This window comes from Prolixibacteraceae bacterium (assembly GCA_019856515.1).
Lineage (GTDB): Bacteria > Bacteroidota > Bacteroidia > Bacteroidales > Prolixibacteraceae > Halosquirtibacter > Halosquirtibacter xylanolyticus.
Genome location: CP082230.1, coordinates 5,152,871 through 5,170,757 on the forward strand (window position 1 = coordinate 5,152,871; position 17,887 = coordinate 5,170,757).

Below are 17,887 nucleotides of genomic sequence, written 5' to 3' on the forward strand. Positions count from 1 at the left end.
GCAATGATGAACTACGATTGGTTATTTCGTTTAAGAAGAGCGATACTTGTTGGATTGGTAATTCTATCCACGACTTTCATGTCGGTAGCAGATGAAGGAATGTGGATTCCTACTTTATTGAAAAAATATAATATGGATGATCTGCAACGACTTGGTTTTCGTTTATCAGCAGATGATGTATATAGTGTAAACCATGCTAGTTTGAAAGATGCGGTAGTACTTTTTGGTGGTGGTTGTACAGGAGAAGTGATTTCTTCAGAGGGGCTGGTTTTAACCAATCATCATTGTGGTTATTCTTCAATACAATCATTAAGTAGTGTGGAAAATAATTTACTCAAGAGTGGCTTTTGGGCCAAAAGTCGATCTGAAGAGTTATATTCTCCTTCTTTAAAGGTGAGATTCTTAGAGCGAATGGAAGAGGTTACAGATAAAATAACATCTAATCTTGAGTCCTTGTCTAAGGCTCAACAAAAAGAGAAAATACAGGAGCGCATTCTTTCTTTAACACAGGAGCTTGAGACGGACTTATTTACAGAAGCGGTGGTAAAACCAATTTTATATGGTAATCAATATTTCTTGTATGTTTATAAAGTTTATAAAGATATAAGGTTGGTTGGTGCTCCACCTTCTACTATTGGAAAGTTTGGTGGTGATACCGATAATTGGGTATGGCCAAGGCATACTGGAGACTTCTCTATGTTTCGAATTTATGCCAATACCGATGGTTCTCCCAGTGAGTACTCTGATGATAATATTCCGTTGAAAACAAAAACTTTCTTGAAGATCAAGTTAGGTAAGCTAGAGAAGGGTGAGCCAACTATGGTGATTGGTTATCCAGGTAAAACCCAGCTATATCTTCCTTCTCCAGCAATTAATATGTATCAAACAACGTCTTTTCCTACTCGAATCAATATTCGAGATATAAAACTGTCAACATGGAAGAATTTCATGGATAAAGATCCAAAAATTGAAATCCAATATGCTTCAAAATATGCGAGAACTGCTAATGGATGGAAGAAATGGAAGGGTGCAATTTTAGGGTTATCAAGGTTTCATGCTATTGAGCGTAAAAAGGATGCCGAGAAAAAATTTCAATTATGGGTAGATTCTGAACCTGAAAGAAAAAAGTCATATGGTTCTATATTGCCGCGTTTTGACTCATTATATGCTCAGTTCGCTATTTACAATGAGCGTCACATCTACTATCAAGAGGTAGTGGAGAGAGGGGCAGATTTATTCCAGTTAAGTACGATATTGAATAGTTTTATTCATGATAAAGATAAAGGGATTTTAGTTGATCAGACTTCCTTATTAAATAAAATTGATAAGTTCTATAATGATTATAACCCTGTCGTTGATGCTGAAGTTATGATGCAACTTTTGAGTTTGTATATTGATTCTGTAGCTCCTGAATTTTATGGTAAATCATTGTACAAAATTCGAGATAAGTTGAATGACAAGTATTTCGTCAAGAAGGTTTACAATAAATCATTCTTGCTAGATAAAGAGTCCGTAAAAGATTTTGTGGTAAATTATAGTAGATCTGAAAGGAGTAAATTAACAAAGGATCCTATATTTAAACTTAAGTATGAAATGGATCAAACTTATGTGTTTACCTCATTTTTCAAATATCAATATATTAATGAACAGATTGAGGCCAATCAAAAGTCCTATGTGAAGGCTCTTAAAGAGATGAATGGTAGAACAAGATTCAAAGTTGATGCAAATCTTACGATGCGTGTATCTTATGGTTCTATCGAAGGGTATTCGCCTAAAGATGGTGTGATCTATAGGCCTTTTACCTCTTTAAAAGGAATTTTTGAAAAGAGTCAAACTGATATCATGGATTATACTGTACCCCAAAAACTAATTGACTTATATAAGTCAAAGGATTTTGGAAATTATATTAATGAAGAAGGACAAGTACCTGTAGCATTCTGTGCATCAAACCATACCACTGGTGGTAATTCGGGAAGCCCTGTTTTAAATAGAGATGGTTATTTAATTGGGGTAAATTTTGATCGTTGTTGGGATGGCACTATGAGCGATCTAATGTTTGACCCTCAATATTGTCGTAATATAATTTTGGATATTCGTTATGTTTTATTTTTAATCGATAAATTTTCCAATGCTCCCAACCTTATTGATGAATTGGAAATTGTTCAATAAAATGAGAGGCTATCTTATATTAAAAGATAGCCCCTCGTTTTAAATATTAATGCTCTGAAAAGTACTTCATAAACTGTGCTCTCTCAAACATTTGTTGATCCATTGAAGGATTGTTTGACAGTCGACCTCTGAACTCGTTTAAATTATTAAAGTTCCATTTATCCATCCATTTTAATAAACTTTGTTCAATAGTTTGGATATGTTCCGCTCCATTTATGTATAGCGATGAACATAGCTGAGTAACTGTAGCTCCAGCAAGTAATTGTTTAATTACATCTTCTCCGTTATGAATCCCTGTAGATGCAGCTATGTCAATACCTTCTACATGTCCGGACACAATACCAACCCATCTTAATGAACGACGTAGATCAGATGAACTACTGAATATCTCACTCGAAGTAATTTGTAGCGTTTCAATATCAATATCCGGTTCGTAGAATCTATTGAATAGGGTTACAGAAGCTGCACCATAGGCTTTTAATTGATCCACCATTCTAACGATATTTGTATAGTGTGAACCAATCTTCATCCCAATAGGTAAATTCGTTGCAGCTTTTACTGTTTTTAAGATATCAATATATTTCTGTTCAATCTCTTCGGATGTTTCAGTTCTACTGGTAGGAATAATAAAAGCATTGATTTCAATAGCATCAGCTCCAGCACTTTCAACTTTTTTCGCAATATCTTCCCACTCTTTGTTGCTAATACAACTTAGGCTTGCAATGACAGGTATATTTACCGCTTTTTTTGCCTCTGAAATAATATTTAAATGTTTCTCTAATGAGTTCTTACGAGTATATTCCTGTATATACTCTATCGCCTCAGGGTAGGACGTATTATGTGCCTCTTTTTGACTTATGTGGTATGCTTCATTTCGTATCTGTTCTTCAAAAAGGGACTTAATAATCACCGCAGAAGCTCCGTTCGTTTCAAACTCTTTAATCTTATCAATCGATTGTGTTAATCCTGAACTTGCAACAACAAATGGGCTTTTTAAATCTAGTCCCATATAACTACATGATAGTTTTGCCATATCTTATCGTTTAAATTATTTCTGATATTGATTTGTTATACCTTTTTACCAATATTATTCTTGAGGTAATCACTATTAATATATTCTGTCTATATCTAAACCTGTATATTTATTATCTCAAAAATAGAAGTAATATAACAGTTCCTCATTGTTTCTTCTCTCTTTTATGCTTCATTAATAGAACCAACTAGATTCATATTTGTGTTCTATTTCTTAAAGTATCAATACTGTGATTGCAATTTAGAGAGCTTTATTCATAATATAGGTTGTTAGTTACTTCGTTTTCCAAAAAGCGTACTCCCAATTCGTACCATTGTACTACCACATTCTATCGCTAATTGGTAGTCAGAGGACATTCCCATTGATAAGGTATTAAAGTAACCTTTTTCTTTGAAGAATGTTCTTTGTAATGTTTCAAAAAAACGTCTTAAGGAAATAAATTCGTTTTTAATATCTATATCCGAATCTGTATTTGTTGCCATCCCCATTAATCCAACGATTCTAACGTTTTGTAGCTTTAGAAAAATTTGGGAGTTCAACATGTCTTCAACTTCAAAAATCGACATGCCAAATTTGGTGTCTTCTTCAGCTATATGCATCTGAAGAAGTACATCAATTACTCGATCATTCTTTAGTGCTTCCTTGTTGATGGTCTGGAGAAGCTTAATGCTATCAACGGAATGAATCAGTGATACAAAAGGTGCGATGTATTTGACTTTATTTGTTTGAAGGTGACCAATCATATGCCATTGAATATCTTTAGAGAGAATTTCTTGTTTGTGACATAATTCTTGGACTTTATTTTCTCCAAAAACTCGAACTCCTTCATTATATGCTTCTTCAAGTAGTTCTATTGGTTTTGTCTTTGAAACAGCTACCAAGGTTACATGCTTTGGTAATAGTTCGATTACTGTTGAAATATTCTGTTTTATACTCATAGTTTGTTTCAGAATGTATTGTTCTCTTGCCCTTCAAAGTTACAATTAATCATTAAAATAACTTCAATTAATGCTTTTTTTCAGATACTTACATGATGATGTTTGGTGTTGTAAAAAGTTGATATATAAGGATATCTTGTAAAAAATATTTAAATTTTAGCTTTTAAAGACAAAGTTTTGATGTCTATTCTACATTTGTCTTTTAGTATTCAACATAATTGAAATGCTAAAAAACAATTATTGTCAAGAATAGATAATTACTCTATTATCTTCGATGCAATTCTTAATGTTCACATTAAAGATGTAAATATTACAACAACTTTTACTCTAAATTTTTATGCTAGAGTATAAATCGTTTAAGGGTATGCATTTTATTAAAATCAATCTATGAAAAATTATTTATTAATTCTACTGTTGTTTATTACTGGGGTCTGTAGTGCTCAGAATTGGACAACTGTTGGTAGTAAAAAGATCTCAAATTTGAGATCCATGGCTCGTTTAAATGATGAGGTGATTGCACTTTTAGGGACTAATCAGGTGGTTAAAGTCGATTATGCAGGGGGAACCACTACGAACTTTATCCCAACTTCTTCTTTTAGTCCTGGAGTTCAGTTAACTGATATCTTTGTATCAACTGCAGGAGAGATATTTTGTGTTGATAAAGGGAACAAGAAGGTTGTTGTTTTTGACAATGCTGGAATAAAGCAACGAGAGGTTAATGTAACCGTAGATAGTCCTTATGCCTGTATTTTAAGATCAGATGGTACTCTATGGGTTGGCGGGAAAGGAATTGAAGTTTATCAAGCAGGAGCTCGTATAAATACAATTGATGGAATGACTTCATCATCTGACCTTTTATCAAGTATAAAAGATTTTTGTGAAATAAACAACGAACTATATTTTATTGATCGTAATAGAGGTGTCTTTAAGGTAGATGGTATTGCTGGATCAAAGGTTCTTGATAATCAGAATTATCGTAATTCAGCAATGTACCATAAGTCGCATCAGATGGCCCCATTTAAGAATATGTTGATGATTGTGGCACAATCTTCTGTAGGTCTTGGGCATGGACTTTATGAGTTTGGAATTCCTGTGAATTACTCGGCATTTGTTGAAGCTATAGGTACGAGTAAATCAGGGGTCTATGGAGTCGTTGCAATGGATGATTATTTATTAATTTCAGGAGATGATGGGGTTAAAAGAGTAGATTATAATGACGTTGTTGCTCCAACATTAACAATCAATAGTTATGAGGTAACTTCATCTAATTCAATAGAGGTTGATTTCACTTGTGATGAAGATGCAGAGGTAACTTTAGACGTTTTTCAAAATGGAGTTAAAGTAAATACGCAAAAAATAGACTATGCATTTTCATCAATTCATAGAAATGTTACGATTGCTGGGTTAACACAGGGAGAAACAACTTATGTCGTTTTAAAAGCGATTGATGCAGATTCAAATGCATCACCTGATGTGAGGTCGAACGAAAAAGTGTTAGATTTAGTGGTTAAGATGAATCAATTAACTCGTAGAGATCCTAACACATTAGATTATTATATTGAATCAAACCTTGCAGGTGATCTTTATTATGTACTTAGTGACGATATTGATAATAAAGCTGAATATAAAACATCAGCAGCAATAGTTGCAGCACATGGAGTTGTAAATGCAGGGTTAATTAAACGAGGTGGAGAACTGAAGACTTTAGGGTTTAATTATTTAGTGAATAAGCGTATTTATTACACTGTACGTAGTGCCACGGGTGTTACTACCAATATGGCAAGCCGTAAGGTAATGGCAATGGATGATATAGATGAAATCAGTAATAAAGTATTGTATACACTGACTGGTGTAGGAAGTGCGCTGTCAGAGACTTGGGTGAATAAGCATGTCAAATACACAACTGATAGAGCAAAAACAGCATTAGCTAAGGTTGGAAATTATCAGATCATCCCTGGTTTGGATCCGTATGTGTTAAAACTTCAAAAAGGAGATCAAGATGATATAGATAGGGGACATCTTAGAGGAATGATTACCGAAGTTTTGTTTCCTCTGTCGATTGCGTATAACCTTAATGATCCTACAAATGCCTACTATCATAATGCTACTGTAAGGGATGGTATTATTCAACTATTCAAATATGCTAATGCACGTAGTTTTGATGATAAATGTTATACTGAGTTTAGAGGAGGAGGTATTTATTTGACTTTATCTGGATACTTCTATTCGTCTTTTTTGATGCGTGATGAGTTAATTAAAGATGGCTTTTGGTCTGAAGTCCTTGCGACTTGTAGTCACTGGACTTCATGGAATTTGCTTGAACGAATCGACAAAGATGGAGGAATTGTTTTTTCTAGGTGGAATGATTTAGATCGAAAGAAGTCGAGAAATTCCGATTTGATGAGATCTTTCAACCGAAATAAACTTCTTACAGTATTGATGACTGGATCTCAGAAAAAAACAAGAGTTTCAGATATGCAGGGTTTGGTGAAACTCATTAATGAGGGGTGTCAGTTATCTCCAGGATGGGGAGGTATGATAAAGAATGATTATACGGGATATCATCACCATGGTTTTTGGGCTAATGCATATAATGCAGATGCCGTTAGAGAAGCTTCAGAGATGGCAAACTATTTATCAGGTACAACATACTCATTGGGAGCAACAGCTTTGGATAATTTGGCAAATTATTGGTTGGCATATACTTTCTATTCTAATAAATATGATACTGCCAATGGGGTGACAGGACGTTTTCCGACAAATAGAAGTTCTTTACTAAATAATAGCATTTCAATTCTATCTATCTCAAAAGCACTTCCAAATGGAAGCCTGAAAGAAAAATTGCAAAGACATTTTATAGATCTGTGGAATAGTACAGATTATGTAAAAGATCAAAGAGCCCGAAATGTAAAATGCTCTATTGGTTATAGTGGTGGAGTCGGGAACTGGCTTGAAGCAAATAGCTTTATCAGTACAACAAAATTAGCTCCATTGATGTATGCCAAAGGTAATAGAACTTTTCCATATGCAGCATTCCAAGTTCACCGGCATAATAATAAAACAGTATCTGTAAAAGGATTTAATAAGTATGTTTGGGATTATGAGAGTAATGGAGAACAAAATTTCTATGGTTATCATCAATCACATGGAGCATTAGAGATCATTGGAACTAATGATACAAATATAAATGCTCCTTCCGCTTCTGCTTCTGGATGGAATTCGAATGGGTATGATTGGAGTCATATCCCAGGAGTAACAGGTTACAAGATGCCATTGGCGAAATTGCTTGAACGTAATAAAAGTTTTCCATATGCAAGATTTTGTTTTGATTACTTTGCTGGAGGGGTATCCTTACTGAATGAATTTGGGATGTATGGCTATAGATTTAAAGATGTTCGTACTTTAAACTCGGGGTCTATTTCAATGAGAGCGAATAAATCTTACACTTTCTTTGGTGATTTTGTCGTATGTGTGGGTAGTAATATACAGGGAACATTGAGTGCTTATCCTGTTCATACTTCAGTCCTACAGAATTTCTTAAGTAATACTGCAGCGCCAACAGTTGTAAATTCAACGAGTCATAGTGGATTGGCTTTTAGTGAAAGTATTACAACTAAAAGTCCTTTAAAATTAGAGGACACTAAAGGGAATGCATATTATTTTCCTAATGGGGAGCATGTTCAAATTCGACGTGAATTACAAAATTCTAGAGATGATCGAAATAAAAAAGATACACATGGGGAGTTTGAACAAGTTTATATTGATCATGGAACACAACCTAAAGGTACAGGATATGTATATGTCATCTCTTTAGAAGGAAAAACTCTTAATGACAAAATTGCTGCAAATCCATCAGACTTCTTTAATGTATTAGAGCAGAGTGGAGATGCACATATTGTATATTCTAAAGAAAGGAACTTATATGGATACAGTTTTTTTAAAGCTGGAATTGTTAAAACGAAGAAAGGTGTTATTGAAAGTATTGATTCTGATGCTATGGCTATGGTAAAAGAGGATGGTAACTTTGTTGATTTTTCTCTTACACATCTTGATTTAGGACTTCTTGCAAAGAATCGTTATTTATCTCAAGTTTGGAGTATCAAAGATGGAGATCGTTGGAATGATCCACAAGAACAATTGGTAAGTGTTAAGTTGCGAGGAGAATGGAATCTTCTCAGTAACGCTGCAGGAAGAGTTGTTTCGAATGGATATGATGCTAAAACAAACTTTACATCTCTTCAATTTAGATCAATAGATGCTAAATCTCTTGAAATAAGACTTGAAAAAGTGGGTATAGCAATGGCTACAGGTGACAGTAATATGAATTCATATAGAATGTACCCTAATCCAACGAATTCGTTATTCCGTATTTCGGGATCAAAAAGCACTGCCAAAAATAGAGTGGTTATCTACGATATTCTTGGTGCAGTTGTAAAAGTTGTGAATGATTATGTTCTAAATAATACTATTGATATTTCATCATTGTGTAATGGTGTATATACAATAGAAATTTATGATGATATGAATGTTCGATCATCATGTCAAAAGATCGTCAAAATATAATAGCTTAATTTTATAGTGTAAAAACCTGTCTGTAGTCATTACAGACAGGTTTTTTATTTTTGAAGATTAAGTCTTTATAATTATAGACTGCTTTAGGAATATCATTTTAATCTAGTGGTTGATCAAATTATTGTTGATATACGTTTTTGGCTCTTTCCAAAATTCAGTGACCCATCATAAATGCAATACGACATGATTACCCACCAAATTACGATAAACAGACAATCTTATACTGAAGTATTAAGTTTTTAGAACCAAGGTTTTAATATTTAATAAAAATAAGATGACTACATATTCTTATGGATTCAGACCTCTTTTTGTATCACCAAATCCATCGTATGACAATAACATATTCATCGATTTAACATCTTAGATGAATCAAGTATCAACAAAGTGTCCTTAAAGTATCAATAGACTACGGAGTAAACACTATCTAAGATATCGTTTTATCTTCTGTAAGTAGATGCATCTTCTTGATTCAAAGTTTCATAAAGATCTTGCAAGGAACGGAGAGGCCTAGATCTGCATCATAGTCGATTACAATCGGATTCTTGTATTCTTTATTTCCATGTATCTCATTTATCAAAATCCGTAATATGGAGGAATTTGAATGTCTGATAAAGCAATGGTTTTATTGGGCAACACATTTAAAATCAAGACTCTTGATTAAGACTGAACCCATGTTCTTGTTATAACTAGTACTCTTTTAGTAGATTGTAAAATCGAGATCTACTAATATCTCCAAAGTAAATCAATTTGTAATATTGATCTTTATTTGTTCTCTGAGATAGTGTAAAGTGGAGAAAATCTAAAAAAAATAAACTTATGATATTTTGAGGTGATAAATCTGGTTGTTTTGTGGTTAAGGTATTGTTACCTAGATGTTTCATTGTTTTGTTGAAATGGCTGGTTTGACTATATTGATATTTTATTCAACATATTTGAACTATATTTTAGGGGGCGTGAAAGCTATCTGTAGAATAGTGCATAAGTGATTCTATTACTGATTCTATTTTTGGAGTAGTGTTTTGAAAACGATGATTACTTAATAAATAAAGAATTTTAGATGAATAGAGTTTCTAAGTCAATTATGGGAGCTTTGACGCTACTACTAGTATGGGGGTGTCAAGAACAGAAGGAGGCAAAAGATCAGTGGTTTTATGATGCAATGAAAATATCGGTAGAGCAAGTTAAGTTGGCTGCTAATCATTTTAAACCAGGAGAGAACCCTCGTTCTATAGAATCTGATGGTTCAGTTCGATTGGCTGGTCCTAAAGATTGGACATGTGGTTTCTTTCCCGGAACTATATGGTATGCATATGAGGCATCACAGGATATTGAATTAAAACAGAAGGCTGCTCAATTTACCGAATCATTAGATGAAGTGAAGAATTATACACACACACATGATCTTGGTTTTATGTTATATTGTTCATATGGAAATGGTTTTCGTTTGACCCAAAATCCTTCATATAAAGAGGTGATAATGCAAGGGTCTAAATCATTATGTAGTCGTTTTAACTCTAAAGTAGGAGCGATTCGTTCATGGGATTTTGGTGAGTGGCAATATCCAGTTATTGTTGATAATATGATGAATCTCGAAATGTTGATGTGGGCGTCTAATAATGGAGGTGATGCAAGTTTTAAGGAGATATCTATTAGCCATGCTAACAAGACAATGGCAAACCATTTTCGTGATGATTATAGCTCATATCATGTATTAAGTTACGACACTCTTACTGGAAAGGTAATTAGTAAAGGAACTTATCAAGGATATTCGGATGATTCTGCATGGGCTAGAGGACAAGGTTGGGGATTGTACGGTTATACATACATGTATGGTCAGACAAAAGACACTAAATATCTTGAGCAGGCGAGACATATTGCAAAATTTATTATGACACATCCACGTATGCCTAAAGATAAGGTGGCATATTGGGATTTCGATGCACCGAACATTCCAGAAGCGCCAAGAGATGCCTCAGCTGCGGCTGTTATTGCAACAGCCTTATTAGATTTGAGTCAGGTAGTTGATAATGGGGATGAATATTTCAATTATGCGGAAGATATTTTGAAGAGTTTATCTACAGAAAAATATTTGGCAAAACCTGGAACGAACAAACTATTTGTGTTGAAGCATAGTGTTGGTGCTTTGCCCAAGGATTCTGAGATTGATGTTCCAATCAATTATGCTGATTATTACTATTTAGAAGCAATGATCAAGTATGCTCATTTGAAAAATATGCCACTAAAGAAATAAAAAATATCATAGGCATGTGTAAAAGCATGCCTTTTTAATCTTACAACATAGACCACATGAGATATTCAATATTAATGTTACTGTGTTTGTGGTTCTTCTCGGCCCATTCACAAGAGAAAGCAAATGCATTATTATCAAAATTAGATCTATCAAGAGATGGACTCAGCGAAGTGAAGGTAGCGACTGAAAATGGTGATTATGATGCTGCACTTAGTCTTTTGACGAAGTATTATAAAGAACGGTCGTTTGTTAATCACCTTGACTTTGTTGATGGAGAAACTCCTTATGCTTTTTCTTCTAGTGATAGCATGAAAGCATTTAATGGAATGAAACACAAGTTTTTTGTTCATTATGGCTATGGATGTCTTGATTATGGGGATACAATTAATTGGAAACACTGGCCAGTTAAAGACAATGAAATACGTTGGCAGGTGAACAGAATGTATTGGTGGATTCCAATGGCTAAACTCTATCATTCAACAAAAGATGAGAAGATCGTAGATGAGTGGATATATCAATATCGTGATTGGATAAAAGATAATCCATTAGGAGTTGATTCTGATATAGATAGATACTCTTGGCGACCATTGGAGGTGGCACGAAGAGTTCAGGATGGTACAAATCTTTTTGAGTATTATAAAAGTTCTGATAGATTTGATGCATCTTTTCTATTAGACTATTTGTCTCTGTATTATAAGCAAGCAAATCATGTACGCCAAAATTATTCTGAACAAGGAAATCATCTTCTATTTGAAGCACAGCGTATGATTTATGCTGGATGTTATTTTCCAGAATTTAAAGATTCGGAGAAGTGGAGACAGGAAGGGATTTCAATTCTAGCAAAGGAGTTAAAAAAACAAATTTTTGAAGATGGATTCCAATATGAATTATCTCCAAATTACCATGTGGCTACAATTGAGATTTTTCGTAAAGCTTTACGAATGGCAGAACTTAGTGGTTTGGCTTCAGAGTTTCCGAAGGAGTATAAACCAACTATTGAAAAGATGATCATGTCGACCATAAAGATTGGAATGACTGATCTTACCTATCCGATGTTTGGTGATGCAAAGCGAGAGAATGAAAAATCAATGCGTAAGAAATACAAGAGATGGCAACACATGTTCCCTAATAACCCTGTGATCGCATATTTTGCTACTAGAGGGAAAGAGGGAGTAGAGCCAGAATTTAGATCTACTTTAATGAAGAATTGTGGATTCTTTTCAATGCGTAGTGGTTGGGATAAGGATGATATTGCATTGGTTATGAAAGCAGGTCCTTCGGGCCATTTTCATTGTCAACCAGATAATGGGACTTTTTCGTTAATGTACAAAAATGTTTTACTAATGCCGGATGCTGGATGTTATGTTTATAGTGGTGGACCGAAAGTTCAGGCAAAAAGAGAGTCATACCGAAGAACTGATGTGCATCAGACTTTAACCGTAGATAATAAGAATATTTCATTAGGAGCATTTAACAAGAAAATAGATAAAGGAATTAATTACGAAGTGATTTCGTTTGATAACCATAGTTATTCCAACGGATTGCATCATCGTGAGATATATTTTGTTGACAACAAATTCTTTTTGGTGTATGATAAACTGACTGGAAATATTACAGGAGAAACGAGGGTTCGTTTTCAAGTGAAAGAGGGCGAATCAACAGTTGATGCAACAAAGAGATTGTTGAATACTCATTATGATAGAGATATTAATGTAATGGTGCAGGATGTTACCCCAACTAAAGATTTACATGTTGTAGAAGAAGATTTAACTGTGTCATACTCTTATCGATCTGAAGTTGATCGCAAAGGAATTGCATTTTTACAGTCCAAGCAAGATGCCGATCAAGTGGAATTCTATACGATAGTTTATCCATATGAAGGGAAAGATCACCCTGATGTGGAGGTGAAAGTCTCAGAGGGTAAGTTTAAAATTAGAACAAAAGATGTAAATCCGAACCACCGTTCAAAAGGGAAATATCAGATCTTAAGATTAAAATAATTCGTCATATTTCTTTTAAAATCATTTGTCTAGATTTTTATTTAAAGGGTTTAGGTAAATCGTTTTATGAATGATCTTTTACACAAAAAACACAATTCAAAATGTTTAAAATAGAATCATTTACTGCTTTAGCATTATGTAGTTTCATTTTCGGAGCTTGTAATGTGAAGCCTAAAAAAGAGGGACATCACCGAGAGGAGATAAGGAAACCAAATATTTTGTTCATCATGACTGATGACCATACAACACAAGCAATGAGTTGTTATGGGAGTAAGTTAGTTGAAACGCCATCTTTAGATCGAATAGCGAATGAGGGAATGCGATTCAATAACTGTTATGTGACCAATGCAATTTGTGCACCTTCTCGTGCAGTAATTCTAACAGGTAAGTTTAGTCATGTAAATGGAGTAAAAGATAATGCAGATGTATTTGATGGTAATCAAATGACTTATCCAAAGTTGTTGAAACGTAATGGTTATCAAACAGCAATGATTGGTAAATGGCATTTGGGGTCAACCCCAAGAGGGTTTGATTATTACAGTGTACTTCCTGGTCAAGGTGATTATTATCAACCTGAATTTATTGAAAATGGGGCAAAGGTTAAAGAACAAGGTTATGTGACAGATATTATAACCGATAAGGCGATAAATTGGTTAGATGAAAGAGATAAGTCTAAACCATTCGCTATGATATATCAGCATAAAGCACCTCATCGGAACTGGTTGGCTGCACCTCGGCATATGGGAATGTATGAAGATCATATTTTTCCTGAGCCAGAGACACTGATGGATAATTATGATCAACGTGGAGCGGCTGCACATGAACAAGAAATGGAGATCAAGAATCATATGTGGGATGCATGGGACTTTAAAATCGCAACGCGTGAAGAGCTTGAAGAGTTTGGTCGTACACACGATTTAAAGACAATTAAAGATGCGAAACAACATGATGTGGATGGTGCTAATAAAAGAAACCAAGATTTGGAAAAACTGTATCGTGTTTATAGTCGATTAACTCCAGATCAAAAAGATGTTTGGGAGAAAGCCTATGCCAAGCGTATTAAACAATTCAGAAATACTCAATGGGATTCGATTTCATTACTCAAATATAAGTATCAATTATATATGAGAGATTATCTTTCAACTTTAGCATCATTGGATGAGAATGTTGGTAGAATGTTAGATTACCTTGAAGAGAAAGGAGAGTTGGATAATACAATTGTAGTTTATACTTCTGATCAAGGCTTTTTCCTTGGTGAACATGGTTGGTTTGATAAGAGAATGATGTATGAACAGTGTTATCGCATGCCTCTATTAATACGTTATCCCAAAGCAATTAAGCCTCATTCTGTTTCAAATGCACTAACGATGAACGTAGATTTTGCTCCAACATTTTTGGATTATGCAGGAATCGTTGTTCCTGAAGAGATGCAAGGGAAGTCGATGCGTCCTGTTTTTGAACAACAAAAAGGTGTGGAGAGTGGCTTTAGAGATGCTACTTTTTATCACTATTATGAGTACCCATCTTGGCATTCTGTAAAACGCCATTATGGTATACGAACTCAAAGGTATAAATTGATCCATTTTTATAATGATGTTAACCAGTGGGAACTGTATGATTTAGAGAAAGATCCGAATGAGTTGAAAAGCGTCTATGATTCAAAAGAGTATAAAGAGGTTGTAATGAACCTGAAAAGAATACTTAAAGAGAAGAAAGAACAATATAATGATCCTGGTGCTGAAAATGAGGTGTTTAATAGAGATGAGATAAGACATTAAAATTATCGAGTTCTTAAGATAGTTGATTCTAAGTGAGGTGGCTTTTTGTATGAATTATATTTTATTTTATGAGGTTTTGTTTAGATTCAGTATGTAGATACATATTCGTCACTTCTACTTAGGATTACATGAATGGTTAAGTTTTTATTTAATAGAGTTTAATCCAAACAAATTTACACAAAAGCAAGAAGGGGAGGTTTATTCGTAGACCTCCTCTTTTGGGCTCTTTCTGAAACTTGGTGTGTGACTATCTTAAATAGAACAATGTTCATATACCATTATCACATCCGACAACATCAATTTCACTTTACTCTGACCAACAAGCTACTATCACCTGCTTTTCCCCTGAGATGGCTCGAAGTTCATTCCAAGTTCACTCGAAGTTCATTCATCGATTTCCCATTTTGGGTGAGGTAATTTCGAATATACTTGGAATGATACCCAAGAAAAAGCAGGTGATAGTAGCATGTTAGTCGGGTGATTGCGGCTTTAAGGGTTCTTTATGAATCTCTATTTATCTAAATCGTCTTAATTTCGCAGGTTGTATCCTTTATGATAATATTTCAATGATTCGTGATTTTCTTCCATCTTGAATGTGTTGTCCAATAATCGCACTGCTTTAATAGGCATCTAAACTCTTCTATGTTACTAGTTTTGGTGAAGGCGATATGTCGCATTGAGAATACAGGAGTGTGATTGCAATCGATTCTGTTTCCGAGCTGGAGCTGCGCGTTCCTAAGAGGATGCATAAAGACCATGAATTACCACATTAAGGTCGTTCACGGTTCTTATGATAACTTGGATTGGAAAAGTGCTTCTACTTTAGGAAATAACCGACATCTTAGATAGGGTTTTCTCCGTAGTTTATTGATACTTCAAGGATACTTCATTGATAGTTGCTTCATCAAAAATGTTAAATAGATGAATATTCTATTGTCATACTATAGGTTTGGTGATGCAAAAGAGTTAACAATCCATAACGATGTGTGTTTTTGATGTTTTTGATGAGAATATTATAGTACTGTGTTCAAAAAGCTTAAACCTACAATAAACGATGGTCTGTTTATCGTAATTTAATTGGTGAATATAGCGTTGTATTGATGATTTAGTTGCAACGCCATATGGGTTATCCACCAAATCTCGGAAATAGCCCTCTTTTTTTTATTTAATAAAGAATTATTGGTCGTTCATGAAGGTTATAGACTCTATGTTGTTTTTATGTAAAACAATAACAGGTGTTTACAATATTTTGCAATCAGTAAATTTGAGGAAATTTGGTGACTGAGATATGTCAATATGTTAATCACTTATATTTCATTATTTTGAATCTAATTAATAAGTATCACAGCTTATTCACCTCATCCTAGTATCAATGCTGAAGCTAAGATGATAAAAACAATGCATTTTGTCCATTTAGTAATTTTCCAAAAAGAAGGACGTTCGAATATCTCAGTGAGTTTTCCAGAAAGGATGGCAAATCCACTAAAAGTGATAAAAGATATTCCCATAAATATCGCCCCAAGAATCATCATCTGCACCATTGGGCTAAAAGATCCCTGACGAACGAATTGGGGGAGAAAACCAATAAAAAAAAGCGATACTTTAGGATTTAGAATATTCATAAGAAAGCCTTTACTTACCCTTTTTACTCCTGTATTATTTGAGACAGGATTTTCCAAATCTACAGAGATTGGTTGTTCTTTAGATGCATGATAGGCTAAATAGAGTAGGTAGCCTGCTCCAGCATATTTAACAAGTCGAAATGCAACTTCTGACTCCGTTAGAATAAGTGATAATCCTGTAGCAACAGCTGTCGTGTGAACAAGTACTCCCAATGAGAGTCCTAATGATATTTGGATTCCATTTTTAGCCCCTTTGGTTATACTTTCTGTAAGGACAAAGATGTTATCGGGCCCTGGCATGATTGCCAATAAAAAAGCTGCAGATAAAAAAGCAAGGATTTGACTAATGAACATGATAGTAAACTTTTTTGTAATCAATTTAGTATGATATGAGTAAATGTTATTCGTATTGATCACTCACGAATATAGTTCAAAACAATATAATAAAATAATTGGGACGTCTAATAGCAAAAAAAAATGTATAATTTGACAACTTTTTTTCATGTTCTATATCGTAATACGTAGATTTGTTGATCATATGATTTTAATGTATCATATAAGTAACGTGTATTATTGATTACAAATAATTTAAATGAGAAATTCTATATTGCTATTTTTCAAGGGTGTTGCTATGGGTGCAGCAAATGTTATTCCTGGAGTAAGTGGAGGTACAATTGCATTATTAACTGGGATATTTAATCCAATTATCGACGCCATTAAGAATGTTAATACGACAACATTCAAAATGTTTTTTAAAGGTGATTTTAAAGGTGTTGCAGAACAAGTTAATTTGAAACTTCTTATTCCTGTTTTCTTTGGAGTGTTTGTAAGTTTGATATCTCTTGCAAAACTATTCAAATATCTATTTGCTGCTTATCCTATATATATCTGGTCTTTCTTCTTTGGGCTGATATTAGCTTCTGTGTATTTTGTGGCAAAACAGATTAAACAATGTAATCTTTCTACCATTGTTACATTTGTTATTGGAACAGCCATTGCATTATCGATCTCTTTTATGACTCCTGCTAGTGAAAACAGTTCCACAATGTACTTAATGTTATGTGGAGTGGTTGCTGCATGTAGTATGATCTTACCTGGTCTATCAGGTTCTTTTGTTTTGATTTTATTAGGGAACTATGAGTTGGTGATGATACGTTCCGTGAGCAGCTTAGATTGGTCCATACTAGCCCCCGTTGCAGTTGGTGCAGTGATTGGATTGGTCGCTTTTTCTCATTTATTATCATGGGTTTTTAAGAAATATCATGATCAAACAATTTCCTTACTTTCTGGTTTTATATTAGGATCGCTATGTATCTTGTGGCCCTGGAAGAGAAAGCTCTATAAGTTGGGTATGAATGGTGAAGTTTTAATTAAGAAGAGTGGAGAGAAAGTGGTGGAAGGATATCAATGGTTTATGCCAGATATGATGTCGACAGAATTCATGATTGCAACTTTATGTATGATCGTAGGAGTTGTGTCAATTGTTGCTTTGGAAAAGTTTGCTGGAAGTTCTAACGATTAATA

9 protein-coding genes are annotated in these 17,887 nt (G+C 34.1%); 6 read left to right on the forward strand and 3 right to left on the reverse strand.

Features of this window, described 5'->3' with window-relative positions; translation table 11 throughout:
- Positions 1–3 precede the first annotated feature (3 nt).
- Positions 4–2,169 carry a S46 family peptidase gene (locus tag K5X82_18950; GenBank protein ID QZT37276.1) on the forward strand — a complete coding sequence of 722 codons (2,166 nt, stop codon included), beginning with the start codon at positions 4–6 and terminating at the stop codon, positions 2,167–2,169.
- A gap of 46 nt (positions 2,170–2,215) precedes the next feature.
- On the opposite strand, the gene K5X82_18955 is transcribed toward K5X82_18950, so the two are convergent.
- Positions 2,216–3,202, reverse strand: a complete 987-nt coding sequence (locus tag K5X82_18955; GenBank protein ID QZT37277.1) for a dihydroorotate dehydrogenase-like protein — start codon at positions 3,200–3,202, stop codon at positions 2,216–2,218.
- 269 nt (positions 3,203–3,471) lie between these two features.
- Positions 3,472–4,140, reverse strand: coding sequence for a YggS family pyridoxal phosphate-dependent enzyme (locus K5X82_18960; protein QZT37278.1), 669 nt, complete (start codon positions 4,138–4,140; stop codon positions 3,472–3,474).
- Between the two features lie 387 nt (positions 4,141–4,527).
- On the opposite strand from K5X82_18960, the gene K5X82_18965 reads away from it, so the two are divergent.
- From K5X82_18965 to K5X82_18980, 4 genes are all read left to right on the forward strand, one after another.
- Positions 4,528–8,703 (forward strand): T9SS type A sorting domain-containing protein, encoded by a 4,176-nt coding sequence (locus tag K5X82_18965; GenBank protein ID QZT37279.1) that lies wholly within the window; start codon positions 4,528–4,530, stop codon positions 8,701–8,703.
- A gap of 1,066 nt (positions 8,704–9,769) precedes the next feature.
- On the forward strand, positions 9,770–10,963 hold the full coding sequence (locus tag K5X82_18970) for a glycoside hydrolase family 88 protein (GenBank protein QZT37280.1): 1,194 nt from the start codon (positions 9,770–9,772) through the stop codon (positions 10,961–10,963).
- A 56-nt stretch (positions 10,964–11,019) separates the two neighbouring features.
- On the forward strand, positions 11,020–12,963 hold the full coding sequence (locus K5X82_18975) for a heparinase II/III family protein (protein ID QZT37281.1): 1,944 nt from the start codon (positions 11,020–11,022) through the stop codon (positions 12,961–12,963).
- A gap of 101 nt (positions 12,964–13,064) precedes the next feature.
- A complete protein-coding gene (locus K5X82_18980; protein QZT37282.1) occupies positions 13,065–14,741 on the forward strand; it encodes a sulfatase in 1,677 nt (558 codons plus the stop codon).
- A gap of 1,358 nt (positions 14,742–16,099) precedes the next feature.
- Here K5X82_18980 and K5X82_18985 read toward each other — a convergent pair.
- Positions 16,100–16,717, reverse strand: coding sequence for a LysE family translocator (locus K5X82_18985; protein QZT37283.1), 618 nt, complete (start codon positions 16,715–16,717; stop codon positions 16,100–16,102).
- A gap of 238 nt (positions 16,718–16,955) precedes the next feature.
- Here K5X82_18985 and K5X82_18990 point away from each other — a divergent pair, with 238 nt between their 5' ends.
- A complete protein-coding gene (locus K5X82_18990; protein ID QZT37284.1) occupies positions 16,956–17,885 on the forward strand; it encodes a DUF368 domain-containing protein in 930 nt (309 codons plus the stop codon).
- The last annotated feature ends 2 nt before the right edge of the window (positions 17,886–17,887 follow it).